This window comes from Streptomyces luteogriseus (assembly GCF_014205055.1).
Classification (GTDB): Bacteria; Actinomycetota; Actinomycetes; order Streptomycetales; family Streptomycetaceae; genus Streptomyces; species Streptomyces luteogriseus.
Map to the genome: position 1 here is coordinate 4,563,176 of NZ_JACHMS010000001.1, position 26,479 is coordinate 4,589,654.

The 26,479-nt window shown below is 68.4% G+C and carries 16 protein-coding genes and 3 rRNA genes; 7 read left to right on the forward strand and 12 right to left on the reverse strand.

Translation table 11 applies throughout. The annotated features are described in order from the left end of the window. Positions 1-255: 255 nt before the first annotated feature. The gene (locus BJ965_RS20105) at positions 256-2,229 is read right to left on the reverse strand and encodes a sigma-70 family RNA polymerase sigma factor (RefSeq protein WP_184909907.1); all 1,974 of its coding nucleotides are present in this window, start codon (positions 2,227-2,229) and stop codon (positions 256-258) included. Positions 2,230-2,487: 258 nt separating this feature from the next. Further along, positions 2,488-3,252 (reverse strand): TetR/AcrR family transcriptional regulator, encoded by a 765-nt coding sequence (locus tag BJ965_RS20110; RefSeq protein WP_184909908.1) that lies wholly within the window; start codon positions 3,250-3,252, stop codon positions 2,488-2,490. A gap of 375 nt (positions 3,253-3,627) precedes the next feature. Here BJ965_RS20110 and BJ965_RS20115 point away from each other — a divergent pair, with 375 nt between their 5' ends. Both BJ965_RS20115 and BJ965_RS20120 read left to right on the forward strand, forming a co-directional pair. Beyond that, a complete protein-coding gene (locus tag BJ965_RS20115; protein WP_184909909.1) occupies positions 3,628-5,007 on the forward strand; it encodes an NAD(P)/FAD-dependent oxidoreductase in 1,380 nt (459 codons plus the stop codon). A 174-nt stretch (positions 5,008-5,181) separates the two neighbouring features. Next, on the forward strand, positions 5,182-6,849 hold the full coding sequence (locus BJ965_RS20120) for an ATP-binding SpoIIE family protein phosphatase (protein ID WP_184909910.1): 1,668 nt from the start codon (positions 5,182-5,184) through the stop codon (positions 6,847-6,849). 14 nt (positions 6,850-6,863) lie between these two features. Here BJ965_RS20120 and BJ965_RS20125 read toward each other — a convergent pair whose 3' ends face one another. Continuing rightward, positions 6,864-8,129, reverse strand: coding sequence for an MFS transporter (locus tag BJ965_RS20125; RefSeq protein ID WP_184917357.1), 1,266 nt, complete (start codon positions 8,127-8,129; stop codon positions 6,864-6,866). 122 nt (positions 8,130-8,251) lie between these two features. Here BJ965_RS20125 and BJ965_RS20130 point away from each other — a divergent pair, with 122 nt between their 5' ends. The 4 genes from BJ965_RS20130 (at position 8,252) to rrf (ending at position 14,622) form a co-directional block, all read left to right on the forward strand. Then, complete coding sequence (locus tag BJ965_RS20130; RefSeq protein ID WP_184909911.1) at positions 8,252-8,800, forward strand: MarR family winged helix-turn-helix transcriptional regulator; 549 nt, start codon at positions 8,252-8,254, stop codon at positions 8,798-8,800. 661 nt (positions 8,801-9,461) lie between these two features. Continuing rightward, positions 9,462-10,987, forward strand: a 16S ribosomal RNA gene (locus BJ965_RS20135). A gap of 311 nt (positions 10,988-11,298) precedes the next feature. Then, a 23S ribosomal RNA gene (locus BJ965_RS20140) occupies positions 11,299-14,419 on the forward strand. 86 nt (positions 14,420-14,505) lie between these two features. Further along, positions 14,506-14,622: ribosomal RNA gene (rrf, locus tag BJ965_RS20145) — 5S ribosomal RNA — on the forward strand. The 16S, 23S and 5S rRNA genes sit together here, the layout of an rRNA operon. A gap of 64 nt (positions 14,623-14,686) precedes the next feature. On the opposite strand, the gene BJ965_RS20150 is transcribed toward rrf, so the two are convergent. Next, entirely contained in the window at positions 14,687-15,358 is a 672-nt protein-coding gene (locus tag BJ965_RS20150; protein ID WP_184909912.1) for a response regulator, read from the reverse strand. Continuing rightward, a complete protein-coding gene (locus BJ965_RS20155; RefSeq protein ID WP_184909913.1) occupies positions 15,355-16,599 on the reverse strand; it encodes a sensor histidine kinase in 1,245 nt (414 codons plus the stop codon). Before BJ965_RS20155 ends, BJ965_RS20150 begins: the two co-directional genes overlap by 4 nt. Before the next feature lie 190 nt (positions 16,600-16,789). On the opposite strand from BJ965_RS20155, the gene BJ965_RS20160 reads away from it, so the two are divergent. After that, positions 16,790-17,332: a GNAT family N-acetyltransferase gene (locus BJ965_RS20160; protein WP_184909914.1), complete on the forward strand. Its 543-nt coding sequence runs from the start codon at positions 16,790-16,792 to the stop codon at positions 17,330-17,332. A gap of 12 nt (positions 17,333-17,344) precedes the next feature. On the opposite strand, the gene BJ965_RS20165 is transcribed toward BJ965_RS20160, so the two are convergent. The 7 genes from BJ965_RS20165 to BJ965_RS20195 all read right to left on the reverse strand — a co-directional run bounded on the left by BJ965_RS20165 (position 17,345) and on the right by BJ965_RS20195 (position 26,313). Continuing rightward, positions 17,345-18,898, reverse strand: a complete 1,554-nt coding sequence (locus tag BJ965_RS20165; protein WP_184909915.1) for a type IV secretory system conjugative DNA transfer family protein — start codon at positions 18,896-18,898, stop codon at positions 17,345-17,347. A gap of 16 nt (positions 18,899-18,914) precedes the next feature. Then, positions 18,915-20,324: an ATP-binding protein gene (locus tag BJ965_RS20170; protein ID WP_184909916.1), complete on the reverse strand. Its 1,410-nt coding sequence runs from the start codon at positions 20,322-20,324 to the stop codon at positions 18,915-18,917. Between the two features lie 6 nt (positions 20,325-20,330). Further along, positions 20,331-21,887: an SCO6880 family protein gene (locus tag BJ965_RS20175; protein ID WP_184909917.1), complete on the reverse strand. Its 1,557-nt coding sequence runs from the start codon at positions 21,885-21,887 to the stop codon at positions 20,331-20,333. Further along, the gene (locus tag BJ965_RS20180) at positions 21,884-23,212 is read right to left on the reverse strand and encodes a hypothetical protein (RefSeq protein ID WP_184909918.1); all 1,329 of its coding nucleotides are present in this window, start codon (positions 23,210-23,212) and stop codon (positions 21,884-21,886) included. Before BJ965_RS20180 ends, BJ965_RS20175 begins: the two co-directional genes overlap by 4 nt. After that, the gene (locus BJ965_RS20185) at positions 23,202-24,026 is read right to left on the reverse strand and encodes a hypothetical protein (protein ID WP_184909919.1); all 825 of its coding nucleotides are present in this window, start codon (positions 24,024-24,026) and stop codon (positions 23,202-23,204) included. The genes BJ965_RS20180 and BJ965_RS20185 overlap by 11 nt, the downstream gene beginning before the upstream one ends. A 209-nt stretch (positions 24,027-24,235) precedes the next feature. Further along, the gene (locus BJ965_RS20190; protein WP_003991275.1) at positions 24,236-24,544 is read right to left on the reverse strand and encodes a hypothetical protein; all 309 of its coding nucleotides are present in this window, start codon (positions 24,542-24,544) and stop codon (positions 24,236-24,238) included. Between the two features lie 479 nt (positions 24,545-25,023). Beyond that, the gene (locus BJ965_RS20195) at positions 25,024-26,313 is read right to left on the reverse strand and encodes a S53 family peptidase (RefSeq protein ID WP_184909920.1); all 1,290 of its coding nucleotides are present in this window, start codon (positions 26,311-26,313) and stop codon (positions 25,024-25,026) included. Between the last annotated feature and the right edge of the window lie 166 nt (positions 26,314-26,479).

The window sequence follows — 26,479 nt, forward strand, 5'->3', positions numbered from 1 at the left end:
TCGTTGACGCGCCAACCGCTGCGGGCGGACACCCCCCGACACGACCCGTTGCGTACGCCAACCGCTGCGGGTCCGCCTAGCTGTGGGCATGCGTGCCGCCAAGGGCGGCACGGGTGGGCGCAGCGGCTCCCCGCTCCGCCGGGTCGCGGACCCACCCGGCCTCAGCAGCGACGCCGAGCACCCCGCTCCGGAGGCAGCGCGCGCAGGGTGTACGCCACCGGCCGGATGCCGTGAGCCGCCGTACCCGCAACACCCCTAACCGCAGGTGAACCTGGACTGTGCCCAGTCCACCGGCATCAGGTTGTCGAGGGCGCTGCGTGGCTCCACCACCAGCCGGACCGTGCTGCGGCCGGTGAGGTTCACATGGACGGGCACGGCCGGGTCGCCGCCCTCGACCAGCGGGGAGCGCCAGAGCCGGGCACCGTCGGCGTAGACGGAGAAGTACACCTTGCCGAGCCGCAGCGTCATGTCGTCCACACCCACGAGCGCGTCGTACGACGAGCAGGAACGGTTGAGGTCGATGGTGACGGACGAGCGGCCGTGCACGGTGACGCCGTGGGCGTACCGCTGGTCGCCGACCGACAGGCCGGAACGCCTCCAGACCCAGCTGCTCGAACCGATCCGCATCTCGGGCTTGGTGCCGTCGCCGCTGACGTCGTACGACAGTTCGCTCCACGGGTAGACGGCCGGGGCGGGAGGCGGAGTCGGCGGGGCAGGCGCGGGTGGCGGTTCCGCCTCCGGCGGGGCAGGAGGCGTGGGTGGCGGAGCGGGCTTCCGGGGCGGCGTGGGGTCCGGGTCCGGGTCCGGGCTCGGGCTGGTCGTGGACCTCGGTGTCGGAGCGGGTGTCCCGGCGCGCGCGGGCATGATCCCGGGCGGTCGCGGCTCGGGGTCCGGGTCCTGCCGTGGGGGTGAGGGCGTGGGCGTGGGCTCACCGGGTCGTACCACCGACGACGGTTTGGGGGAGGAGGGAGCGGTCCTGGCCTCGTCCTTCGGCTGCTCGTTGCCCGCCAGGGCCATCACCACCGCGGCCACCACGCCGACGGCGACCACACCGGCCGCGATACCGGCCTTCACCGGCGCGCCGAGCCCCTCGGAGGCCGCCGCACCACCCCCGCCTCCGGCCCCGCCGGAGGCGGTGCCGCCGCCCGCCGCGGCCGAACCGCCGGTCGAGCCTCCCGCCGCCCCCGCCGCGCCGGCCGCTCCCGCACCCCCGGCGATGAGCCCGGCCGCCTTCGCGTACCCGGCGGCCCCGAACCAGCCGATGACCGCGACCGGGACGACCGCCGGGATACCGCCGGCCACCTCCTCGATCTGCAGCGCGGCCAGCCGGCACTTCGCGCACTCCTCCAGGTGCTTGCGCAGCCCCCGCTCCGCCCGGGTACGCAGCCGCCCCCGGGCGTAGGTGCCGAGCTGGTCGGCATAGCGGGCGCACTCCTCGTCGCCGGTGAGCGTGGCGCTGACGTGGGCCTGGAGGTAGGCCTGCTTGAGACCTTCGCGGGCCCGGCTGGCGAGCACGCGCGTGCCGTTGGCGTCCAGCCCGAACAGCGTGGCGACCTTGCTGGGCGACTCGTCCTCGATCTCGGTGTGCCACAGCACGGCCTGCCAGCGCTCCGGAAGCGACCGGAAGGCCCGCATGGCCATGGACTGCTCTGCCTGGTGCATCGCCCGTACGTCCGCGCCGAGTTCGAGCGCGTCGTCGTCGGACATGTCCGATCCGCGTGCGGACTGGGCGGCGAACACGGCGAAGTCGTCGACGAGCTGCTCGCGCCGCGCCGACCGGGTCCAGGAGGCGGCGACGCGCCGGACGGAGGTGAGCAGGTACGCGCGCACGGCGTGCGCGGGGCCGGCGCCGCCGCGTACCGCCTGGAGCATGCGGGCGAAGACCTCGGCGGTCAGGTCGTCCGCGGTGTGGGCGTCCCGGCAGCAGGTGCGGGCGTACCGGCGCACGGCCTGGGCATGGCGCCGGTACAGCTCTTCGTACGCCGTGTCGTCGCCCGCGCGCATGCGGTCGATGAGGTCGGCGTCGGACGGCGGCATCTCGCGCGGTGGGGGCAGGACGCTGTCCTCGCGCCCGTCGCGCTGGGCCGGGACCGTGCCGTCGGCGGGGTGCCCGTCGGGCGGCACGCTCGCGCGGCCGCCCTGGCTCGGCACCTGGGGCGGGACCGGGCCGCCGGCCGTGGCGTCGCCGCTCCCGCTGCCACTCGACTCGTCCCGCCCGTCACCGCTCATCGCGGAAAGCCCCCGCCAGCCGCCCAACCCGTCCAGACCACCGGGTCAGCGTGCCATATTGGCATTTGGTCAGAACCTCGTAGTTCGGACCATCACCCATCCGTGGGGAGTTGCCGCACGGCAGTACTAGCCGTCACTCATTCGGGGAAGGCTCCTCTGTCACTCCGGGCCAAGAGACTTCCCTTGTCGCTCCGGGCCGGGGCCCCACCCGGCCCGGGTCTGTTCGCCCCGGGCCCAGGCTTCCGGGCCTCGGCCGGTTCACGCCGGTCGCGAGCGCAGCCCCTCCAGCAGGATGTCCAGCAGCCGGGCCGACGCGGCCGCCTGCTGAGCGGCGTCCGGCAGTGAGGGCGCGGCCGTGGCGATCACCAGCAGCACGTCCGACACCGACACGTCCGCCCGCAGCTCACCGGCCGCACGCGCCCGGTCCACGAGCTGGCCCACGACCTCGAGCAGCGCCGACGTGCCGGCGTCGTCGGCCGCGACCGCCGGTACCGAAGCGACCGCCACGGGCTGGTCCGGCACCAGCCGCAGCTCCGTCGCGCCCGGCTGGGGCCGCTGCTGCGGCACCCGCGGGCCTCCGGGACCGTCCTCGACCGAGACCCGCAGCACCTGCGGCGGCAGCAGCCGCCCGGCGCCGGAGGCCACCGACGTCCGCAGGAAGCGCGACAGCGCCGACCACGGCTCGTCCTCCTGCCCGAGCGCCGCACGCGCCTGGTCGGTCAGCCGGGAGGTCTCCTCCTCGGCTATCCGCCGCACCAGGACGTCCTTGCTCGGGAACCGCCGGTACACCGTGCCCACACCGACCCGCGCGCGCCGCGCCACGTCCTCCATCGGCGCGCCGTACCCCAGCTCGCCGAAGACCTCGCGCGCCGCACGCAGCACGTGCTCCAGATTGCGCTGTGCGTCCACGCGCAGCGGCGTCGTCCGCGACACGTCGCGTCCGTTGCCCGCCGCCGCGCTCATGGTCATGCCGCCCGCCGCGAGTGCGGACGCGGGCGACCAATGAGAGTCCTGAACATGCATAAGTATTCCCCCGGTAATGACGTCTCCCCCCGGAGACACTCCCCGCCATACGATGCCGGAGCGAGAAAACGGCCCGGTCCCGCGGCCCGCCCGTCGCGGACCCCGGTGAGCACATCCCCCTACACCCCGTCGACACACGAACATAGTTGAGAGGGAGTCAATTCAGAAGGGGCAGGTTCCGCACGGAGCGCTCACCGATCGGAGTACGGGCCGCATACGTCCCGAATGTGCCCCCATGCGCCCCTCGCACCACCCCTTCTGACCTGCATGTATGCATCGAACGTCGGTATTCCGGCCAACTCCGCGCGCGCTCCCGCTCCGGTCACACAATTCGTCGAGGCTGTGGACAAACGCAAGCGACGGGTGCGTCATGGGATGGTGAAGGAACGTGCGCGCATTCTCGTTGTCGGTGGCGGCTACGTCGGGATGTACACGGCCCTGCGCCTGCAGCGCAGACTGAAACGGGAACTGGGCCGGGGCGAGGTCGAGATCACTGTCGTCACCCCCGACCCGTACATGACCTACCAGCCGTTCCTCCCCGAGGCCGCCGCCGGAGCGATCTCACCCCGGCACGTCGTCGTACCGCTGCGCCGCGTGCTCGACCGGTGCCGGATCCTGATCGGCGAGGTCACCGCTGTCGACCACGCCAAACGCGCCGCCACCGTCACCACCCTCGCCACCGAGGAGGAGGGCACGGGCGGACAGCGGCTCTCCTACGACCAGCTCGTCCTCGCCCCCGGCTCCGTCTCGCGCACCCTGCCGGTCCCCGGCCTCGCCGACCACGGCATCGGCTTCAAGACCGTCGAGGAGGCCATCGGCCTGCGCAACCACGTCATCGAGCAGATGGACATCGCCTCCTCCACCCGCGACCCCGCGATCCGCGACGCGGCCCTCACCTTCGTCTTCGTGGGCGGCGGCTTCGCGGGCGTGGAGGCACTCGGCGAGCTGGAGGACATGGCCCGCTACGCCGCGCGCTACTACCACAACGTCCAGCCCGAGGACATGAAGTGGATCCTCGTCGAGGCCTCGGACCGCATCCTGCCCGAGGTCGGCGAGGAGATGGGCCGCTACACCGTCACCCAACTGCGTCGCCGCAACATCGACGTCCGCCTGCAGACCCGGCTCGAATCCTGCGCCGACCGGGTCGCCGTCCTCAGCGACGGCGCCCGCTTCCCCACCCGTACGGTCGTCTGGACGGCCGGAGTGAAACCCCACCCGGTGCTCGCCGCCACCGACCTGCCCCGCAACGGCCGTGGACGCCTCACCTGTACGCCGGAACTGTCGGTCGACGGCACCACACACGCGTGGGCCGCGGGAGACGCCGCCGCCGTCCCCGACGTCACCGCCGGGGAGCAGGGCCGCGAGTGCGCTCCCAATGCCCAGCACGCCGTCCGCCAGGCCAAGGTCCTCGCCGACAACATCGTCCACTCCCTGCGCGGCGAACCCCTCGAGAGGTACGAACACGCCTACGTCGGTTCGGTCGCCTCCCTGGGCCTGCACAAGGGCGTCGCCCATGTCTACGGGCGCAAGCTCAAGGGCTACCCCGCCTGGTTCATGCACCGCGCCTACCACCTCAGCCGCGTGCCCACCTTCAACCGCAAGGCGCGCGTGCTCGCCGAATGGGCCCTGTCCGGTCTGTTCAAACGGGAGATCGTCTCCCTGGGTTCACTCGAACACCCCCGGGCGGAGTTCGAACTCGCGGCCGGTGGAAAGCCTTCTCTGGACCCTCCGCACAACCCGAAGGGGTCGTCCTGACCGGACCCAGGAACTCCATCGGCCGGCCCGGCGTCTGACGGATGTCGGTCCGGTCCGCGCACTGCCAGACTGATCCACCACCGCGGGCATGCCACGACTCGCCCCGGTGCGGGCCCTTTGGGGCACCGGCCGGTTCCGGTGCCGGCCGCCGACCACTACACGAGGCAAGGATTCGTGAACTTCACGCGCTGGAGCGCCCGGCTCCCCGGAACGCAGCGCCGCGCCGCAGCGCGGACCGAGCAGACGGCCTCCCCGGACCGGCGGGCGGAAGGCTCCGTACCCGCCGCCCGTGCCGAACAACTGACCGACGAGTCGCCGTCCGTACCCGCCGTCGACGAACTGCGGGTGCGTGAGGTCCTCGACCGCGCCCCCTCCCTCGTCGCCCTGGTCCACGGCCCCGACCACCGCATCGCCTACGTCAACGACGCCTACACGACCGCCTTCGGCGTACGCCCCCTGGGCGAATGCGCCCGCGAGGCCCTCCCCGAACTGGACGCCCTCGGCCTGTTCCCCCTCCTGGACCAGGTCCAGCGCAGCGGCAAGCCGCGCACCGTCAAGTCCCGCAAGGCCCCCGACGGCCGCTCCTACACCTTCACCTGCACCCCGGTCACCCAGGGCGACGGCAAGGGCGGCGGTGACGGCCGCGGCGTCCTGGTCTTCGCCACCGACGTCACCGACCACGCCGAAGCCGCCGAACGCCTGCGCGCGAGCGAACGCCGCCAGCGCGAAACGGCGGTCACCCTCCAGCGCTCCCTGCTCCCCCAGGAGCTCGAGCAGCCGGACGACCTGCGCATCGCCGCCACCTACCACCCCGGCGGCACCGAAGCCGCGGTCGGCGGCGACTGGTACGACGTCATCACCCTGGGCGGCGGCCGCACGGCCCTGGTCATCGGCGACGTCATGGGCCGGGGCGTCCGCGCCGCGGCGGTCATGGGCCAGCTTCGCACCGCGGTCCGCGCCTACGCCCGCCTCGACCTCCCGCCGCACGAGGTCCTCCAGCTCCTGGACGGCCTGGCCGCCGAGATCGACGCCAACCAGATCGCCACCTGCGCGTACGCCATCCACGACCCGAACGAGGGCAAGCTGATCTACTCCTCGGCGGGCCACCTCCCGATCCTCGTCCGCGACGAGAACGGCACGGTCCTGCGCGCCGAAGAACCCACCGGCCCCCCGCTCGGCACCGGCGGCTGGATGCACACCTCGGGCTCGATCCCCCTCGCCCCCGGCTCCACGGCGGTCCTCTACACGGACGGCCTGGTGGAGCGCCGTGACGCGGACCTGGACGAGGGCATCGCCGCCCTGGAACGCGCCCTGGCCGGAGCCACCGGCACCCCCCAGGTCGTCTGCGACCGCCTGGTCCGCTCCGCCGGTGTGACTCCCGACCACGACGACGACGTGGCCGTCCTGGTCCTCCAGCACCCCGCCCGCACGGGCGCGGACGGCGAGCTCTTCCGCAACGCCGCCCTGGAACTCCTGGGCGGCGTGGAAGCGGCCCCCCGCGCGCGTGCCTTCGCCTCCGGCGTCCTGACCAGCTGGCGCTTCCCCGCCGACCTGCACGACCTGGGAGTCCTGGCCACCAGCGAACTGGTCGCCAACTCCCTCCAGCACGGCACCCCGCCGATGAGACTGCGCCTGCGCCGCACGGACAGACGCCTGATCATCGAGGTCACCGACGGCGACGACCACCTCCCCAGACGCCGCCGCGCGGAACCGGGCGACGAATCGGGCCGCGGCATCGCCATCGTCGCCACGATCGCCTCGAACTGGGGCTGCCGCCGCACACCCGGCGGCGGCAAGGCGGTCTGGTGCGAGTTCGCACTGCCCCGCACCCAGAACACGTAGACGGGCAAGCGGGATCAGACGTCCGCGGAAACGGGCGCCCCACCCCGCGCCACGACCCGGCTCTTGCCGAGCCACGGCTGATCCTGCGCATCGGTCAGCTGCCGCCCCAACCGCACGGCCAGGACGGTGATCCCCAGCGAGAACACCAGGAACGCCACGATGTACGGCGCGTGCAGCGAGGCCCCCAGCGGCCCGCCCACCGCCGGCCCGACGGCCAGCGCGAGCTGCTTGACCAGGGCGAACGCGGAGTTGTACTGCCCCGCCATGCCCTCCGGCGCGAGATCCGCGACCAGCGGGGCCACGGTCGGCGACAACATCGCCTCACCCAGCCCGAACAGCGCGTACGTCGAGACGAACGCGGCCGTCGCCATCTCCTGGCTTCCGTGCCCCAGCCCCGCGTACCCGGCGACGGCCCACGCCACGGCCCAGATCAGCCCTACAGCGGCGATCACCCGCGAGCGCCGGCGCCGCTCCACGAACCGCAGCACGGCGAACTGCGCGACGACGATCATCAGCGTGTTGGCGGCGAGCGCGGTCCCCAGTGCGGACGTCGAGATCCCGGCGGCCTCGACCCCGTACGCACTGAGCCCCGACTCGAACTGCCCATAGCAGGCGAAGAACAGCACGAAGCCCAGCACGCACAGCTGCACCATGGCCCGGTTGCCCATCAGCTGCTTCCAGCTGCCCCGGCCGGAGGCCTGGGGAGCGCCCTCCATCCGCGGCGCGTGCGGCATCCGCACGGTCACCATCACCACGACCAGCAGCAGGAACATCGCCGCCTCGATCGCGAAGAGCAGCGTGAAGGAGGCGGCGCTGGTGGTGTCCACCAGATGCCCGCCGATCAGGCCACCGACGCCGAGCCCCAGGTTCTGCAGGAAGAACTGCATGGCGAAGGCACGCGACCGCGTGTCCGCCGACGAGCAGTCGACGATCATCGTCGCGAGCGCCGGCTGCATCACGGCCTGCCCGGCCCCCAGCAGGGAAGCCGACACCAGCACCGCCGCGGCGCTGCTCGCGATCCCCAGACTGAGCGCGCCCACAGCGGCGGTGATCAGGGCGGTGAGCAACACCGGCAGCGGGCCCCGCCGGACGATGGCCCGCCCGGCGAACGGCAGCACGACCAGCGCGGCCACGGCGAAGACGGCGAGTACGAGACCCGCCGTCATGGCCCCCAGCCCTCGCACCTGCGCCACATAGACGTACAGGTACGGGACCGTGAAGCCGAGCCCGAACGCGCTGAGTGCGTTGCCCACGTGAATCCGGCGCATCGCTGCGCCCATCGCCCTGGTCACGTTCACCTCTCTCACAAGTTAGGAGTGAAGACTTCGAAACTAAAGTTCGAAGCTAAAGAGTACATACCCAAGGACTTCAAGGCAAAGAACGATCGTGCGATACTGCGCACATGGGCGACACCCCCGGCCCCAGCGAGCCGACCCTCGAAGAGCAGATCGCCGCGTACCAGCGCGAGTTCCGGGACCTCGACCCCCAGGTCGAGCAGATCGTCTCGGCCCTCTCCCGCCTGAACCGCCGCATGAACGTCGCCTACGGCCGTCAGACCTCGGCCCTCGGCATCAGCAACGCGGAGTGGGAGGTCCTCAAGGCCCTCGTCCTCTCCGGCGCTCCCTACCGTCTGGGCCCCAGCGACCTCGCCAAGCGCCTCGGGCTCACCCCGGCCGCGATGACCCACCGGATCGACCGCATGGTTGCCGAATCCCTGGTGACCCGTGAGCGGGACGAGTCCAACCGCGTACGAGTCATCGTGGAGCTGACATCAGAGGGGCGGGAGAAGTGGCTGGAGGCGATGCGCCTGGCGTCGGTCTTCGAGGAGGACCTGCTCCAGGACCTGACCCCCGGCGAGCGCACGGCGCTGGGCGAAGTGCTCACGCGTCTGCTGCGACGGGTCGAGGACGCCCAGCCGGACGCCGGCGGACGCCTCACCGATCTGGACTGACTCCCGGGCCGAAAAGATCTTGACAGGGGCTGCTTGACAGCCCCCTGGTGGATCCGTAGAGTTCTTCGGGTTGCCGCAGAGCCGTAACGGTTCTCCGGCAGTACTTCCGCCGCATCAGCGGCACCCAAACCACCAGCTCGACCTCCCAGCAGGGTTGATTTCGGCACGCCCGAATTCAATTCGAATTGGGACTCGACGACCGATCGACTCCTCAGGGCTTCGATTTGGGAATCGCCGAGAGGGCGCGCTAAGGTTAGGGACGTCGGAACGGCCCAACAGCCGCAAAGACAAACCCCGCTGACCGGGGATCAGGCCCGAAAGGATCTGATAGAGTCGGAACCGCCGGAAAGGGAAACGCGGAAGCGGGAACCTGGAAAGCACCGAGGAAATCGGATCGGAAAGATCTGATAGAGTCGGAAACGCAAGACCGAAGGGAAGCCCGGAGGAAAGCCCGAGAGGGTGAGTACAAAGGAAGCGACCGTTCCTTGAGAACTCAACAGCGTGCCAAAAGTCAACGCCAGATATGTTGATACCCCGTCCATCGGATACCCGATGGTCGAGGTTCCTTTGAAGAAAACACAGCGAGGACGCTGTGAACGGTCGGGCCTATTCCGCCTGACTGTTCCGCTCTCGTGCGTGTCATCCCGATTACGGGAAAACATTCACGGAGAGTTTGATCCTGGCTCAGGACGAACGCTGGCGGCGTGCTTAACACATGCAAGTCGAACGATGAACCACTTCGGTGGGGATTAGTGGCGAACGGGTGAGTAACACGTGGGCAATCTGCCCTGCACTCTGGGACAAGCCCTGGAAACGGGGTCTAATACCGGATACTGACCATTGCAGGCATCTGTGATGGTCGAAAGCTCCGGCGGTGCAGGATGAGCCCGCGGCCTATCAGCTTGTTGGTGAGGTAGTGGCTCACCAAGGCGACGACGGGTAGCCGGCCTGAGAGGGCGACCGGCCACACTGGGACTGAGACACGGCCCAGACTCCTACGGGAGGCAGCAGTGGGGAATATTGCACAATGGGCGAAAGCCTGATGCAGCGACGCCGCGTGAGGGATGACGGCCTTCGGGTTGTAAACCTCTTTCAGCAGGGAAGAAGCGAAAGTGACGGTACCTGCAGAAGAAGCGCCGGCTAACTACGTGCCAGCAGCCGCGGTAATACGTAGGGCGCGAGCGTTGTCCGGAATTATTGGGCGTAAAGAGCTCGTAGGCGGCTTGTCACGTCGGTTGTGAAAGCCCGGGGCTTAACCCCGGGTCTGCAGTCGATACGGGCAGGCTAGAGTTCGGTAGGGGAGATCGGAATTCCTGGTGTAGCGGTGAAATGCGCAGATATCAGGAGGAACACCGGTGGCGAAGGCGGATCTCTGGGCCGATACTGACGCTGAGGAGCGAAAGCGTGGGGAGCGAACAGGATTAGATACCCTGGTAGTCCACGCCGTAAACGGTGGGCACTAGGTGTGGGCAACATTCCACGTTGTCCGTGCCGCAGCTAACGCATTAAGTGCCCCGCCTGGGGAGTACGGCCGCAAGGCTAAAACTCAAAGGAATTGACGGGGGCCCGCACAAGCGGCGGAGCATGTGGCTTAATTCGACGCAACGCGAAGAACCTTACCAAGGCTTGACATACACCGGAAACGTCTGGAGACAGGCGCCCCCTTGTGGTCGGTGTACAGGTGGTGCATGGCTGTCGTCAGCTCGTGTCGTGAGATGTTGGGTTAAGTCCCGCAACGAGCGCAACCCTTGTCCCGTGTTGCCAGCAGGCCCTTGTGGTGCTGGGGACTCACGGGAGACCGCCGGGGTCAACTCGGAGGAAGGTGGGGACGACGTCAAGTCATCATGCCCCTTATGTCTTGGGCTGCACACGTGCTACAATGGCCGGTACAATGAGCTGCGATACCGCGAGGTGGAGCGAATCTCAAAAAGCCGGTCTCAGTTCGGATTGGGGTCTGCAACTCGACCCCATGAAGTCGGAGTCGCTAGTAATCGCAGATCAGCATTGCTGCGGTGAATACGTTCCCGGGCCTTGTACACACCGCCCGTCACGTCACGAAAGTCGGTAACACCCGAAGCCGGTGGCCCAACCCCTTGTGGGAGGGAGCTGTCGAAGGTGGGACTGGCGATTGGGACGAAGTCGTAACAAGGTAGCCGTACCGGAAGGTGCGGCTGGATCACCTCCTTTCTAAGGAGCACTTCTTACCGAGTCCTTCGGGATGAGGTCAGAGGCCAGTACATCGGCGAATGTCTGATGCTGGTTGCTCATGGGTGGAACGTTGACTATTCGGCCAGGACCTCGGGTCGGAGGCTGCTAGTACTGCTCGCAAGAGCGTGGAACGCATGATCTCCGGACGGGTTTTGGGCCGGGCACGCTGTTGGGTGTCTGAGGGAATGGTTTTCCTCAGTCGCCGGCCCCAGTGAACTCGAACCGGTTGGTTCGGGGTGATGGGTGGCTGGTCGTTGTTTGAGAACTGCACAGTGGACGCGAGCATCTGTGGCCAAGTTTTTAAGGGCGCACGGTGGATGCCTTGGCACCAGGAACCGATGAAGGACGTGGGAGGCCACGATAGTCCCCGGGGAGTCGTCAACCAGGCTTTGATCCGGGGGTTTCCGAATGGGGAAACCCGGCAGTCGTCATGGGCTGTCACCCATGCCTGAACACATAGGGCATGTGGAGGGAACGCGGGGAAGTGAAACATCTCAGTACCCGCAGGAAGAGAAAACAACCGTGATTCCGGGAGTAGTGGCGAGCGAAACCGGATGAGGCTAAACCGTATACGTGTGAGACCCGGCAGGGGTTGCGTATGCGGGGTTGTGGGATCTCTCTTCCACGGTCTGCCGGCCGTGGGACGAGTCAGAAACCGTTGATGTAGGCGAAGGACATGCGAAAGGTCCGGCGTAGAGGGTAAGACCCCCGTAGTCGAAACATCAGCGGCTCGTTTGAGAGACACCCAAGTAGCACGGGGCCCGAGAAATCCCGTGTGAATCTGGCGGGACCACCCGCTAAGCCTAAATATTCCCTGGTGACCGATAGCGGATAGTACCGTGAGGGAATGGTGAAAAGTACCCCGGGAGGGGAGTGAAATAGTACCTGAAACCGTGTGCCTACAAGCCGTGGGAGCGTCGGACATCAGCTTGCTGATGTCTCGTGACTGCGTGCCTTTTGAAGAATGAGCCTGCGAGTTTGCGGTGTGTTGCGAGGTTAACCCGTGTGGGGAAGCCGTAGCGAAAGCGAGTCCGAATAGGGCGTTTCAGTAGCACGCTCAAGACCCGAAGCGGAGTGATCTAGCCATGGGCAGGTTGAAGCGGAGGTAAGACTTCGTGGAGGACCGAACCCACCAGGGTTGAAAACCTGGGGGATGACCTGTGGTTAGGGGTGAAAGGCCAATCAAACTCCGTGATAGCTGGTTCTCCCCGAAATGCATTTAGGTGCAGCGTCGTGTGTTTCTTGCCGGAGGTAGAGCACTGGATAGGCGATGGGCCCTACCGGGTTACTGACCTTAGCCAAACTCCGAATGCCGGTAAGTGAGAGCGCGGCAGTGAGACTGTGGGGGATAAGCTCCATGGTCGAGAGGGAAACAGCCCAGAGCATCGACTAAGGCCCCTAAGCGTACGCTAAGTGGGAAAGGATGTGGAGTCGCAGAGACAACCAGGAGGTTGGCTTAGAAGCAGCCACCCTTGAAAGAGTGCGTAATAGCTCACTGGTCTAGTGATTCCGCGCCGACAATGTAGCGGGGCTCAAGCGTACCGCCGAAGTCGTGTCATTGCGATATATACCCCCAACGGGGATCGTGATGGGTAGGGGAGCGTCGTGTGCCGGGTGAAGCAGCCGCGGAAGCGAGTTGTGGACGGTTCACGAGTGAGAATGCAGGCATGAGTAGCGATTCACACGTGAGAAACGTGTGCGCCGATTGACTAAGGGTTCCTGGGTCAAGCTGATCTGCCCAGGGTAAGTCGGGACCTAAGGCGAGGCCGACAGGCGTAGTCGATGGATAACCGGTTGATATTCCGGTACCCGCTGTGAAGCGTCAAACATCGAGCATCGTGATGCTAAGGCCGTGAAGCCGCCCTGGAGCCTTCGGGCAAAGGGGAGTGGTGGAGCCGCCGAACCAAGCGGTTAGTAGGTGAGTGATGGGGTGACGCAGGAAGGTAGTCCATCCCGGGCGGTGGTTGTCCCGGGGTAAGGGTGTAGGCCGTGATCTAGGCAAATCCGGATCACATGAGGCTGAGACCTGATGCCGAGCCGATTGTGGTGAAGTGGATGATCCTATGCTGTCGAGAAAAGCCTCTAGCGAGTTTCATGGCGGCCCGTACCCTAAACCGACTCAGGTGGTCAGGTAGAGAATACCGAGGCGTTCGGGTGAACTATGGTTAAGGAACTCGGCAAAATGCCCCCGTAACTTCGGGAGAAGGGGGGCCACGTCTGGTGATCCGTTTTACACGGTGAGCTGGGGGTGGCCGCAGAGACCAGCGAGAAGCGACTGTTTACTAAAAACACAGGTCCGTGCGAAGCCGTAAGGCGATGTATACGGACTGACGCCTGCCCGGTGCTGGAACGTTAAGGGGACCGGTTAGCTCCATTTCGGTGGGGCGAAGCTGAGAACTTAAGCGCCAGTAAACGGCGGTGGTAACTATAACCATCCTAAGGTAGCGAAATTCCTTGTCGGGTAAGTTCCGACCTGCACGAATGGCGTAACGACTTCTCGACTGTCTCAACCATAGGCCCGGTGAAATTGCACTACGAGTAAAGATGCTCGTTTCGCGCAGCAGGACGGAAAGACCCCGGGACCTTTACTACAGTTTGATATTGGTGTTCGGTTCGGCTTGTGTAGGATAGCTGGGAGACTGTGAACTCTGGACGCCAGTTCAGGGGGAGTCGTCGTTGAAATACCAGTCTGGTCGTGCTGGATGTCTAACCTGGGTCCGTGATCCGGATCAGGGACAGTGTCTGATGGGTAGTTTAACTGGGGCGGTTGCCTCCTAAAGAGTAACGGAGGCGCCCAAAGGTTCCCTCAGCCTGGTTGGCAATCAGGTGTTGAGTGTAAGTGCACAAGGGAGCTTGACTGTGAGACCGACGGGTCGAGCAGGGACGAAAGTCGGGACTAGTGATCCGGCGGTGGCTTGTGGAAGCGCCGTCGCTCAACGGATAAAAGGTACCCCGGGGATAACAGGCTGATCTTCCCCAAGAGTCCATATCGACGGGATGGTTTGGCACCTCGATGTCGGCTCGTCGCATCCTGGGGCTGGAGTCGGTCCCAAGGGTTGGGCTGTTCGCCCATTAAAGCGGTACGCGAGCTGGGTTTAGAACGTCGTGAGACAGTTCGGTCCCTATCCGCTGTGCGCGTAGGAATATTGAGAAGGGCTGTCCCTAGTACGAGAGGACCGGGACGGACGAACCTCTGGTGTGCCAGTTGTTCTGCCAAGGGCATGGCTGGTTGGCTACGTTCGGGAGGGATAACCGCTGAAAGCATCTAAGCGGGAAGCCTGCTTCGAGATGAGTATTCCCACCTCCTTGAGAGGGTAAGGCTCCCAGTAGACGACTGGGTTGATAGGCCGGATATGGAAGCACGGTAACGTGTGGAGTTGACCGGTACTAATAGGCCGAGGGCTTGTCCTCAGTTGCTCGCGTCCACTGTGTTGGTTCTGAAACCACGAACAGCCCCACGTTGCCACAGCGTGGTGTGGCTGACAGTTTCATAGTGTTTCGGTGGTTATAGCGTAGGGGAAACGCCCGGTTACATTCCGAACCCGGAAGCTAAGCCTTACAGCGCCGATGGTACTGCAGGGGGGACCCTGTGGGAGAGTAGGACGCCGCCGAACAATTTTTGGGAAAACCCCCGCATCTTCGGATGCGGGGGTTTTCTGCGTTCAGGGTCCAATTCGCTCAGGACGGCTGCACCAGCTTTGTGTCGTACGCCAGAATGACCGCCTGAATGCGATCCCGGGAACCGGTCTTCGCCAATATGCGGCCCACGTGGGTCTTCACCGTCGACTCGGCCAAGTGGAGGCGCGTGGCTATCTCCGTGTTCGTCCAGCCCTGGCCGATGACCGTGAGGATCTCGCGTTCCCGGTCGGTGAGGGACGTGAGGCGGGCGTCCTCGTGCCCCTCGGTCTCCGCGGTGGGATCGGCCGGGAGGTGGTGGACGTAGGCGTCCAGGAGGCGGCGGGTCAGGCTGGGGGCGACGACCGCGTCGCCCGTCGCGACCGCGCGGATGCCGGCGAGGAGTTCCTCGGGCTGGGCGTCCTTGACGAGGAAGCCTGAGGCGCCCGCGCGAAGGCCGGCGTAGGCGTACTCGTCCAGGTCGAAGGTGGTGACGATCAGGATGCGGGTGCGGGCGCCGGCGGCGGTGATACGGCGGGTCGCCTCGATGCCGTCGAGGCCGGGCATGCGGATGTCCATGAGGACGACATCGGGATGGAGCTCGGCCGCCATGCGCACCGCTTCGCTGCCGTTCGCCGCCTCGCCGACGACCGTCATGTCGTCCTGGCTTTCCAGCAGCATGCGGGAGCCGAAGCGCTGAAGGGGCTGGTCGTCGGCGATGAGGACCGTGGTCACTGCGGGGATTCCTCCGGGAGACGTAGGCGGACGCGCCAGCCCTGCTCCGGTTGGGGGCGAGGGCCGGCCTCAAGTGTGCCGCCGTACAAGGCGGTTCGCTCGCGCATTCCGGGTAGTCCGCGTCCGTTCCGGGAGATCCCGCCTGTGTCGCCGCGGCTGCCGGTGTCCGTGATCGTGACGGTGACCGCGGCCTTCTCCTCGTAGGAGAGCTCTATGTGAGCCGTGGCCTCGGGGCCGCCGTGCTTGAGGGTGTTGGTGAGGGCTTCCTGTATGACGCGGTAGACGGTGAGCTGGCGGCCCGGGGGGAGGCAGGGGCTGCCGTGGACGGTGGTGCTGACGGGGAGGCCCGCGGAGCGTACGCCGTCGAGGAGCCGGCCCAGGTCGGTGAGGCCGGGCTGGGGGGCCAGGTCGGGCTGTTGCTGCTCCTCCTCGCGCAGGACGTCGAGGAGGCGGCGGAGTTCGGTGAGAGCCTGGCGGCTGGTGGTGGCGATGGCGTCCAGGGCCTGGGCCGCGCGCTCGGGGGACTTGGCGGCGGCGTAGCGGCCGCCGTCGGCGAGGCCGGTGATGACGGAGAGATTGTGGCCGATGATGTCGTGCATCTCGCGGGCGATGCGGGCGCGTTCGGCCGCCGTCGCGAGCTGGGCCTGCTGGTCGCGCTCGGTCTCCAGGCGGCGGGCGCGGTCCTCCAGGGCCTCGGTGTAGGTGCGGCGGGTGCGGACCGTGACGCCGATGAGGGCGGCCACGGTGATGGACATCAGCTGTGAGCCGATCTGCTGGTCCCAGGTGCCCTCCCCATGGCGGACGGCAGACAGGACGACCGGAACGAGCACCAGGGCCGTCGCCCACCACAGGTCGCGCAGGGGGCGGCGCAGGGCGAGGTGGTAGACGAGGACCAGTTGGAGCAGGGCTGCCTGGAGGGCGGCGCCGGTCCAGGCGTTGAGGACGGCGAAGGGGACCATGGCGGCCAGGACCGCCGCGGGGTGGGTGCGGCGCCACAGGAGCGGGACGGAGAGGCCGAGGCTCAGGGTGAGGAGCAGCCAGCCGGGGGCGTCGAGCTGGTGGGCGTTGTGGCGCCAGCCGCCTCCGGTGTAGTCGATCAGGGCGGCTGTCACCCAGAAGCCTGTGAAGGGCAGGTCCCACAGGAGGGGGTGGCGTCCGTCGAAGGCGCGTACCCGGTGGGCGAGGCGCTGGGCGTATTCGGTGAGGGGCTCCGGCGCCCGGTTGTCCGTCACGGGGTCCATCGTGCGGGATCCGGTGCCGGGCGGCATGCGTCTTCGCGGTGGCGGGCGGCGGCGTCCACGTCGCCGTAGCGGTTGGTCGGTTCGTGCGCCGTCAGCATGCATCGATGCTCGCGTGTGCGGGGGCGGCGGGCGTCGGACCGGCGGGTTAATCGGGGTGAGGAGTGTCGTACCCGGGTACTACCGTGGCCGCATGAGCTATGTGATCCGGTCCGTGCGTGCCGGCGAGTGGGCCGCGGCGAAGGAGCTGCGGCTCGCGGCGCTGCGGGATCCGGTGGCGCACCTGGCCTTTCTGGAGACGTACGAGGAGGCCGCCGCCCGACCGGACTCCTTCTGGCAGGAGCGGACCGCGGGTGCCGCCGAAGGGGCGGACACGGCGCAGCAGATCATCGCCGAGGGGCCGGACGGGCGGTGGGTGGGGACGCTGACCGTGCTCGTGGAGGAGCCGGGGACGACCGACTGGGCCGGGTTTCCGGTGGAGCGGAAACAGGGGCATGTGGTCGGTGTGTTCGTACGGCCCGAGGAGCGCGGGAGCGGGCTGACCGAGGTGCTGTTCGACGCGGCCCTGGAGTGGTCGTGGGCGCAGGGTCTGGAGCGGGTGCGGCTCATCGTGCACGAGGAGAACGGGCGGGCGCAGCGGTTCTACCGGCGGGTGGGGTTCCTGCCGAGTGGTGTGACCGTGCCGCTGGGGGACGCGGGGGAGCGCGAGTTGGAGTTCGTCCTCGAGCGGGAGTGACCGGGGCCGGGCCTAGACGGGCAGTTCGTCGTGCGGCCAGCGGGCGCGGCCCTGTTCGCGGGACCGGAGCAGGGCCAGGGTCGGCATGCCCCGGTCCGCTCCGGTGGCCAGCAGCTCCGGGAGCTGGGGAAGCGGGGCCACGGCCGCGACGTCGTCGAGGACGAGCGTCATTGGTGGGTCGAGGCGACCGGCCGATGACCGTTCGGCCATGTGCCGGCCGCGCTCGACCACGTTCGAGACGAGGGCCGTCAGGAGGGGCATGGCGCCCGGGTTCGTCCTGGGGTCCTCGATGGATTCCCCCACCACATAAAGCGTGCCCCCTTCGTGGACGAAGGAATCCAAGGCGAGGGCATCAGTTCGGTTGGGAGTGCAGGCCTCGCGGATATTGACCGTGGAGAGGGCCGCGAGGGCACGGGTGGTCAACTGCTGGGCCATGTCGCGGCGTTCGGGGTGGGCCGTGAGGGCTCCCTCGAGTTCACCCGCGGAGCCGGGGGCGGCCTTGGGGTTGGTGCGGAGGATGCGTACGGCGTCCTGGATCTGGGTGCCCTGGGACCAGCGGTGGACGTGGCGGATGGTGCGGCCGTCGATCGCTGCGGCGTGCAGGTAGCTGCGCAGGAGTGTGGTGGCCGTGTCGGTGAGGGCCTGGTCGAGTTTGGCGGTGGGGCGTACGGGGGCGAGGAGAGCGGTGGCCCGCTGGGATGCCGTGTCCTTGTCCTCGCAGCCGCTGGTGGGGGACCAGTGGAGGCGGGACGGGGTGTCGCAGAGATGGGTGGGGTCGTAGAGGTGGGTGGGGCCCAGCTTGGCTCTGGCGTCCTTGGTGTCCTGCCAGAGGAGCGGGTTCGACGTGACGATGAGGGCCGGGCCTTCGGCGTCGCGTACGGCCTGGGCGGCGGTGGTTCGGCGGGTTTCCCTCGGGGCTACGAGGATTCTTTCCCACCCGGCCGCGCGTTCCTGGGCGAACAGAGATGCCGGGGCCGCGGGGGCGGTCGCCGGGGGTGGGGTGGCGGTCGCCGTCGACTGTGGGGGGCCGGCCGGGTGTGCCGGCGGGCCCGGAGGGCTCGCGGGATCCGATGCCGAGCGGCGAGGTGTCGGCACCTCGTGCTGCACAGCTGTGGATGCGTGCTCCTGCGCCGCTGCCGGTACCTCGTGCTGCGTCGGTGCCGGCCGTTCCTCCGCCGCCAGGATCCTCTCCTCGCGGCGCCTGGCCCGGACCGCCCGCCATCGGGCCAGGGTGCCCATGACGAACACGGTCAGGACGACCAGGATCATCAGCTGGCCGATGAACAGGCCCCAGAACAGGCCGTAGCCGGAGAGTTCGCCGGGGGGTGTGTCGGGCCAGGCGCCGGGGATGTCGTGGGGCTGGGCGATGAGGCCGCGCATGGCGAGCGGCGTCCGGGCGAAGGTGACGCCGGAGGGCCAGGAGCCGTGGGCGAACAGGGCGGCGAGGCCCGTGGCCGTCCACGCCAGCACGGTCATGCCGAGGAGGAACGCGAGTATGCCGACCAGCAGGCCGTCCGGGATGCCTCCCTGGGGGCCGCGCTGGGTGTGGCGGTCGTCCGGTCTCACGCGTGCTCCCCTGTGCCTACGCCACCGTCGATTCGGAGTCGCCCAGGTGGTGCTCCACGAAGGCCGCGGCGCGTTCCTCCGCCTCGAGTTCGGCGGCGTGCAGGGCGTCGTCCGCGAGGTCGGCGGAGGACTGGGTCATCGCGCGGTCGGTGAAGACCAGCGGGCGTTCGGTCTCCGTGATCAGGTGTTTGACGACCTGGACGTTGCCGTTGACGTCCCAGACGGCGATGCCGGGGCTGAGGGTCGGGATGATCTCCACCGCCCACCTGGGCAATCCCAGCACCCGTCCCGTCGCCCTCGCCTCGTCCGCCTTCTGTGCGTAGATCGTCCTGGTGGACGCCATCTTGAGGATCGCCGCCGCTTCCTTCGCCGCCGCTCCGTCGACGACGTCGGACAGGTGGTGGACCACCGCGACGAAGGACAGGCCCAGGCGTCGGCCGAACTTCAGCAGGCGCTGGAACAGCTGGGCGACGAAGGGGCTGTTGATGATGTGCCAGGCCTCCTCGACCAGGAAGATGCGCTTCTTCCGGTCGGGGCGGATCCAGGTGTGCTCCAGCCACACGCCGACGATCGCCATGAGGATGGGCATGGCGATGGAGTTGCGGTCGATGTGGGACAGGTCGAAGACGATGAGGGGGGCGTCGAGGTCGATGCCGACCGTGGTGGGGCCGTCGAACATGCCGCGCAGGTCACCGTCGACCAGGCGGTCCAGGACCAGGGCGACGTCGAGGCCCCAGGCCCGTACGTCGTCTATGGCGACGTTCATCGCCTGGGCCGACTCGGGCTCGGGGTGGCGTAGTTGCTCGACGATGTCGGTCAGGACCGGCTGGCGGTCGACGATGGCCTCGTTGACGTAGGCGTGGGCGACCTTGAGGGCGAAGCCCGAGCGTTCGTCGAGACCGTGCCCCATCGCGACCTCGATGATCGTCCGGAGCAGGGCGAGCTGGCCCGTGGTGGTGATCGCGGGGTCGAGCGGGTTGAGGCGGATCCCCATGTCCAGGGCCGCTGTCGGGTCCAGGCGGATGGGGGTTATGCCCAGCTCCTGCGCGATGAGGTTCCATTCGCCGACGCCGTCCTCGCCCTGGGCGTCCAGGACGACGACTTGGCGGTCGCGGAAGCGGAGCTGGCGCAGGACGTACGTCTTCTCCAGCGCCGACTTGCCGTTGCCGGACTCGCCGAGGACCAGCCAGTGGGGGGCTGGGAGTTGCTGGCCGTAGAGCTGGAAGGGGTCGTAGATGTAGCCCTTTCCGGAGTACACCTCGCGGCCGATGATGACGCCGGAGTCGCCGAGGCCGGGGGCGGCGGTCGGGAGGTAGACCGCCTGGGCCTGGCCCGTGGACGTGCGCACCGGGAGCCGGGTCGTCTCGACCTTCCCGAAGAGGAAGGACGTGAAGGCGTCGGTGAGGACGGACAGCGGGTCCCGCATCAGGTCCTACCTCCGAATGCCGGTGGCGAAGGGAAGGGTGTTCACGAAGGCGCGGTGGTGCTCGCGGTCGCACCATTCCAGCTTCAGGTACGACTTTCCGGCCGAGGCCCTTATCGTCCGCTTGTCGCGGGCGAGGGCGTCGGGTGAGCGGGAGGAGACGGTGATGTAGCCGACGAGGTTGACGCCGGCGGCGCCGCTGGCGAGGTCCTCGCCGCGCTGGTCGAGGCGGGAGTGCGCGGCGATGTCGCGGGGGTCGACGGTGCGGTTCATCTTGGCGGCGCGGGACGCCTCGGCCTCGTCGTTGGTCTTCTCGGTGAGCATGCGCTCGATGGCGACCTCGGTGGGTTCGAGGTCCATGGTGACGGCGACCGTGCGGATGACGTCCGGGGTGTGGACGAGCAGCGGGGCGAGGAAGTTGACGCCGACGGGGGTCATCGGCCATTCCTTCACCCAGGCCGTGGCGTGGCACCAGGGGGCGCGGGTGGAGGACTCGCGGGTCTTGGCCTGGAGGTAGGTGGGCTCCATGGCGTCCAGTTCGGCCGGCCAGGCGTTGCGCTTGGTCATCGCCTGGATGTGGTCGATCGGGTGGTCCGGGTCGTACATGGAGTGGATCAGCGAGGCCAGCCGTCCCTGACCGAGCGGCTGGCGGACGCGGATGTCGGCTTCCTGGAGGCGCGAGCAGATGTCGGTGAGCTCGCGGGCCATGACGACGGCGAGTCCGGCGTCCCGGTCGACCTTGCCGCCGTGGGCGCGGGCGGCTCGGGCCATGGCGTTGGCCTCGGCGGCGAGGTCGCGCGTGTAGTGCATGCAGGCGACGAGGTAGGCGCGGTGCTGCTCGCTGCTGGTGGACACCATCGACTGGAGCTGGTCGTAGGACTCCTGGAGCCAGGGGAGGGCCTTTTCGTCGCCGCGGACGGCGACGTCCTTGGCGTGGGCGTCCGGGTCGGCGGGGAGGGTGCGGGCCAGCATCTGGATGCGGGTGACGAAGCCGTCGCCGTTGGCGACGTGCTTGAGCAGGGTGCCGAAGCGGTCGACGAGGGCTTCCTGGTCCTCGCTGTCGCGCAGGCCGACGCCGGGGCCCTCGATCTCGATGGCGGCGGTGACGGTCTTGCGGTCGGCGTGCAGGAGCACGGCGATCTCGTCGGGTCCGAAGGGGGCGGCCAGCCAGGTGATGCGGCCGATGCCGGGGGGCGGGCCGATCTCCACCTCGCGGCCGTCGAGCCGGGTGCCGGCCTCGATGACGGCGGAGCGGTAGGCGGTGCCCCGTTTCAGGGTCCGCTTGTAGCTGCGGTTGATCTCGAACCACTTGTAGAACGTGCGGTGCTTGTACGGCACGTAGACCGCGGACAGCGCGAGCATCGGGAACCCGGCGAGCAGCACGATGCGCAGTGACAGCACCGGGACGAGGAGCCCGCACATCATGCCGAGGAACGCGCCCACGACGATCAGGGCGATCTCGCCGGTCTCGCGGTTGCGGCCGATGATCGCGTTCGGCCGGGCGCGGCCGATCAGATATGTCCGGCGGGGCGTGACCGGATGGGACACGTGGGACTCGGTCGTCAACGCCCTTCACCTCCCGTGCGGTTGGTACTGCTGTTGCGGGTGTTGCTGGCGTGGGGAGTGTTGACGGGGCTGCTCGAACGGGGGGCGGGTGCGGCGGAGGGGACAGATCCGCCGCCGCCGTTCGAGGTGCGCGCGCTGTGCGCGGCGACTCCGCCGGAGGCGGGGTTGCTGGGACGGGGGGCGGAGGACTGGCTGCCTCCGCCGTTGTTGTCGGCGCGGGTGCTGTGGGTCTTGATGCCCTGCGCGACGAGGGAGGCCGGGGAGCTGATGACGGCCGCGGCCTTGCTCTCGGCGCCCTGCATGAGGCGGTTGTTGCGGGAGCCGGCGATCTCGTCGCCGAAGCCGGGGACGAAGCGGTAGATCATCGCGCTGGCGAAGATGGCGAGCAGGATGATGGCGAGGCCGGAGACGACGGCGGAGAAGGCGTTCGGGCCGTCGTCGGCGGAGAGTGCGCCGGCGAGGCCGAGGACGATGACGATGACCGGTTTGATGAGGATGACCGCGATCATGATTCCGGCCCAGCGGCGGACGTGGCCCCACAGGTTCTTGTCGACGAGGCCGGCGTAGACGACGGTGCCGAGGAGGGCGCCGACGTAGAGGAGCGCGGCCCTGATGACGAGCTCCAGCCAGAGGACGCCGGCGGCGAGGATGCTGACCAGGGAGACGACGATCAGCATGATCGGGCCGCCGCCGATGTCCTCGCCCTTCTTGAGGGCCTCGGAGAACGTGCCGAAGAACGCGTCGGTCTGGTCGCCGGTGGCTTTGGCGAGGACCTCGGTGATGCCGTCGGTGGCGGAGACGACGGTGTAGAGGATCAGGGGGGTGAAGGCGGAGGCCAGGACGGTCAGCCAGAGGAAGCCGATGGCTTCGGACAGGGCGGTGGTCATGGGCACGCCGCGGACGGCCCGCTTGGCTACGGCCAGGAGCCAGAGCAGGAGCGTGAGGATCGTCGAGGCGGCGAAGACGACGGCGTACTGCTGGAGGAACTTGGGGTTGGTGAAGTCGACGTTGGCGGTCTCCTTCACGGCGTCGCTGAGCTTGTCGACGGTCCAGGAGGCGGCGTCGGCGCAGCCCTTGGCGAGGGAGGAGAGGGGGTCGAGGGTGGAGGTGGGGTCGATGCGGGAGGTTCCGCCGCCGCCTCCGCCGCTGCCGGTGTCGCCTTCGCAGATCTCGCGGGCCTCACCCCTGAGGAGGTCGCAGGCGTTGTTGCTGGGTGACGGGGACGGAGTGGGGGCGGCGAAGGCGCGGGTGGCCAGCAGGATCGTGGCTGTCTGCACCGCTGCGACCGCGGCGCCGACTTTGAGTACGTGATCCCTAACGGGCATAGGTGAACCCTCCGTACTCCTCGACAGCCTTGCTCATGTCTTCCGCGGTGGAGGCTCTTTGATCGCGCCCGACCGGGACCGGGCCGTCCTTCTGCGTGAAGCCGGTGACCTTCCAGTCACCGTCGACCCACTTCAGCTGGTACGTCGTGGTGTACCAACTCTCGGTCACGGGGTTCTTGGAGCCCTCCCCCGACAGGCCGAAGAGGGAGGTGTACCAGAGGGCGACCGAGGCGGTGCCGCCGTTGTAGGAGGCGACCTTGGTGCCAACCGGGACGACGCGTGAGACGAAGGTCTGGCCGCTCGGCGCGACACCGTCCTTGGTGAGGCCGAGCTTCTCCAGGAAACTCTCCTTCGAGTACACCTGGTCGAACTCGGGCAGCTGCGCGGCGGCGACGTCGGGTGCGTACACCGTGTTGACGATCGCGTGCCGCTTCTCGAGGTTGTACATGTCGGCCGACCCGAGGGCGATGCCGTAGTTGGTGGCTGCGGACTGGGCGCCCTGCTCGGTGTGGGCGTAGCCCGTGGCGATGTCCCCGGCCTTCGACTTCACCGGTTGCTCTCCGGTGGGCGCCGTCGCCGAACTCTCTGCCTTGTCGCTGCCCGAACCACTGCTCTCGGTATCGCCGTCCCCCCGGTTCGCGAAGGCGATCGCTGCGATCAGGAGGACCACCACGCCGACCACGGTGACCAGGCTGCGGGACGAGGAGCGGCGGCGGGGGTCGCCGAAGGCGTCGCCGGAGTCGGGCAGGCGGGTGCGGGTCTGGCCCGTGCCGCCGTAGCCACCGGAGGACTCGTGGTCGTCACCGAGACTCATGCCGCGTACGCCCCCTCGACGTCGTGCGGAAACACTTCGTACCGGTCGTACTTCTCATACTCCTCGTACGACGGTAGCCGTGCTGGTTCCCGCGCGGGCGCGGTGTGGTGACTCGACATCAGGGAAACGCAACCTCAGCCGGTGGGCACGACGGGCGGGTGGGATGGAGGGGGAGCCGGGCGCGCCCGGCCGGGCGGTTGGTGCCCGGGCTACACGGCCATGCCGTACACGATGGTGAAGAGCGTCCCGAGTGAGCCGATGATGAAGACGCCTGTCAGGCCCGCGATGATGAGGCCCTTGCCCTGCTCCGCGCTGAAGGTGTCGCGCAGTGCGGTGGCTCCGATGCGCTGCTTGGCGGCGCCCCAGATGGCGATGCCGAGGCAGAGCAGGATGGCCACCGCCATCACGACCTCGATCATCACCTTGGCCTCGTTGCCCAGGCTGCCGAAGGGGCCCCAGTCCGGAGCGATCCCACCGATGATGGTGTTGATGTCTCCCTTGTCGGCCGCAAAGAGCATGTAAGTCACCGCCCCTGTTGGGTAGTTCCGCACCCCCTGCGGTGGTGCAGAGGTCAGGCCTCATTCTCGCCGACAATGATGCTGTCGTATGTCGACTTGGCGTCATTGATTGGCGGGTTTCGTACGAATACCTTGCCACCGTTCCGCTCCGGCCCCTAGGGGTGGCGACGGGTGGGGTGCAAAGGATCGTATGGTCACTCTGTGTATCACGGCAGGTCACGCCGGGCAATGAGGCCGGAGCGGAACCTGGTGTGTGGTTCCGTCGTTGTGCCCTCTCGCGGCCTTTCTCACCTTTGGGGGCTGTTTCTGACGGCTGGTCGGGTGAGTGGTCGCGCCGGTGTTCCCCGGGTGAAGGCTACCCGGCACGGCGAAGGGGCCGCGGCTGGGTGGCCGCGGCCCCTGTGTTTCCGGGCCGTCCCTGAGTCCCCATGGTCCCGGGGAATGCTCTGCGGTGACGGTCTGTCACCGGAGGGGAGACGTCAGCCGGTGAAGGCGCCGAGTCCCTCCGGGGTGCCCAGACCGGTCGGGCCGTCGTAGCCCGTCCGGGCGGTGCAGAAGTAGCTGGTGGTGCAGCTCCCGTCGTTGCCGCTGGTGACGTCGTTCAGGGCGGAGGTGTTCGCGTAGGGGAACGCGGACGGGTAGGAGCCCGTGGACGGGATGCCGGCGAGGGCGTAGACGCTCGCGATGATCGGGGCGGAGGCGCTGGTGCCGCCGTAGGTGGCCCAGCCCTGGCCGTCGGCGCCGTAGGTGTCGTAGACGGAGACGCCGGTCGCCGGGTCGGCGACGGCCGAGACGTCGGCGATCATGCGCTTGGCGCAGCCGGTGTCGGTCTGCCAGGTGGGCTTGGTGTCGTAGGCGGAGCAACCGGAGCCGGTGCCTTCGGTGCTGCTGGTCCGCCAGACGCTCTCGGTCCAGCCGCGGGTGGTGGAGGAGGTGGAGAGCCTGGTGCCGCCGACGGCCGTCACGTACGTCGACGCCGCCGGGTATTCGGCGCCGTAGCCCGCGTCGCCGGCGCTGACGGTGATGGCGACGCCCGGGTGGTTGAAGTAGGCGGAGTCGTAGGAGGCGTCGGAGGAGGACTCGCCGCCGCCGTAGCTGTTGGACACGTACTTGGAGCCCAGGGAGACGGCCTCGTTGACGGCGGTGCCGAGGTTGGTCATGGACGAGGACTTCGCCTCGACGAGGAGGATGTGGCAGTTCGGGCAGATGGCGCTCGCCATGTCGAGGTCGAGGGATATCTCGCCGGCCCATCCGCTGTCGGGGGTGGGCAGGGCGGTGGTGGAGCCGGTCTGGCTCACCTTCTTGAAGCAGCCGTTCGCGGTGGTGCAGGCGGGCAGGCCGTAGTGCGAGCGGTAGGCGGCGAGGTCGGACTCCGCGTTCGGGTCGTCGTAGGCGTCGACGATGGCGATGGTGCGGCCGGAGCCGTTGTTCGCGGCGGCGGAGGTCAGGCCGTAGGCGCTGCGGAGGTCGGTGGGGCCGTAGCCGGAGGGGGAGGAGGCCTCGGCGGCCTGGGCCGAGATGCCGTGCTGCTGCTGGAAGGCGGTGCGGCCGCCTGTGACGCGCAGGGCGTTGCAGGCCATCTCGTCGTGGTGGCGGGGGAGGGCGCAGGAGCGGGTCCAGGTGACCTTCGCGGTGCCGGTGTCCGCGGTCTGGGCCTGGGCGGCGGTGGTGAGGCCGGTGAGGAGGAGTGCGGCGGTGGCGGTGACGGCGGACGCGACGCGGCGCCATCTGCGGCGGGTGGTGGCGGAATCGGGGGGTGTCGTGCGCAAGGTACAGCCTCCTGGCAGTGGTGGGCAGAGGCCTGCGGGTGGGGGGAACCGCCGGTGTGTTTCCCGGCGGGGGCGGCGGCCCGCGACGACCATCGCTTGTTGAGTACGTGACAACAAGGCGGTGATCGGAATCCTGACTTCCGCCTTACCGAAGGGGGCGTGGGGC